Annotated in this window: 2 protein-coding genes; both read left to right on the top strand. The window is 66.5% G+C overall.

Going from position 1 to position 1,144, the window contains the following annotated elements; translation table 11 throughout:
- Positions 1-566: Mu transposase domain-containing protein (locus tag B7R21_RS19295; protein ID WP_437184200.1), on the top strand; the 566-nt coding region annotated here is incomplete at its 5' end.
- Positions 566-1,144, top strand: a 579-nt coding sequence (locus B7R21_RS19290; protein ID WP_116284876.1) for an ATP-binding protein, incomplete at its 3' end; no start/stop codon positions are given. The genes B7R21_RS19295 and B7R21_RS19290, both read left to right, overlap by 1 nt.

Here is a 1,144-nt window from a genome sequence, read left to right as displayed (position 1 = left end):
TGCCGCCGCGGGATCCGGAGTCGAAGGGCATGGTCGAGCGGGCGAACCGGTTCTTCCGGCAACGCTTCATGCCCGGCCGCACCTTCACATCACCGGCGGATTTCAACACCCAACTCGTGGACTGGCTCCCTGTCGCGAACGCCCGCCACTCCAGGTCCAGGCGCGGGAAACCGTCAGAGCTCGTCGGCCGGGATCGGGCGGCGATGCGTGCCTTGTCGCCGGTTCCGCCGGAGGTGTTGTTCCGGAACACGGTCCGGCTACCCAGGGACTACTACGTCCGTGCGTTCACGAACGACTACTCCGTCAGCCCGGGCATGATCGGCCGGATCGTTGACGTCACCGCCGACCTGCACCAGATCACCGTGACACACGACGGGACTGTCATCGCGGCGCATCAGAGGGAGTGGGCCCGCCAGCTGACCGTCACGGACCCGGCGCATGTTGCCGAAGCAGCAGTGCTCAGGCAGGCGTTCAAACAGATCCGCGGCTACCGGCCCCTCGAGGCCGTCGAAACCCGCGACCTCGATACTTACGACGATCTCTTCGGGACCGGGCAGGTCGCGTGATGGGCGAGCTCGAATCACAGCTGGAGTACTACGCCCGCGCCCTGAAAGCACCCCGGATCGGTGAGGGATTCCGCCGCCTCGGTGAGCAAGCCCGAACCGACGGCTGGTCACACGAGGAGTACCTCGCTGCGGTGTTGTCGAGGGAAGTGTCCGAGCGTGAAGCGTCCGGTGCGGCCCTCCGGACGAAGGCGGCCCGGTTCCCGGGGATCAAGACGCTCGAGGAGTTCAACTTCGAGCACCAGCCGGGAGCGGACCGCACCCTGATCGCGCACCTCGGCACGAGCAGCTACCTCCAGGAAGCGAAGAACGTCATCCTCCTCGGACCCCCGGGGACCGGGAAGACGCACCTCGCGATCGGCCTCGGGATCAAGGCCGCGAAGACCGGGCACCGGGTCCTGTTCGACACCGCGAACGGGTGGGTCACGAGACTCCAAGAAGCGCACTCCCGCGGCAAGCTCGCCACCGAACTCAGCCGGCTGCGGCGCTACAGCCTGCTGATCGTGGACGAAGTCGGTTACGTCCCGTTCGATCAGGACGCAGCGAACCTGTTCTTCCAGCTCGTGTCGTCCCGGTACGAA

The sequence above is a fragment of the Subtercola boreus genome, assembly GCF_003399625.1.
GTDB classification, from domain to species: domain Bacteria; phylum Actinomycetota; class Actinomycetes; order Actinomycetales; family Microbacteriaceae; genus Subtercola; species Subtercola boreus_C.
The sequence above is the reverse complement of the archived record's forward strand: the minus strand, read 5'-3'. Positions and strand labels throughout refer to the sequence as shown.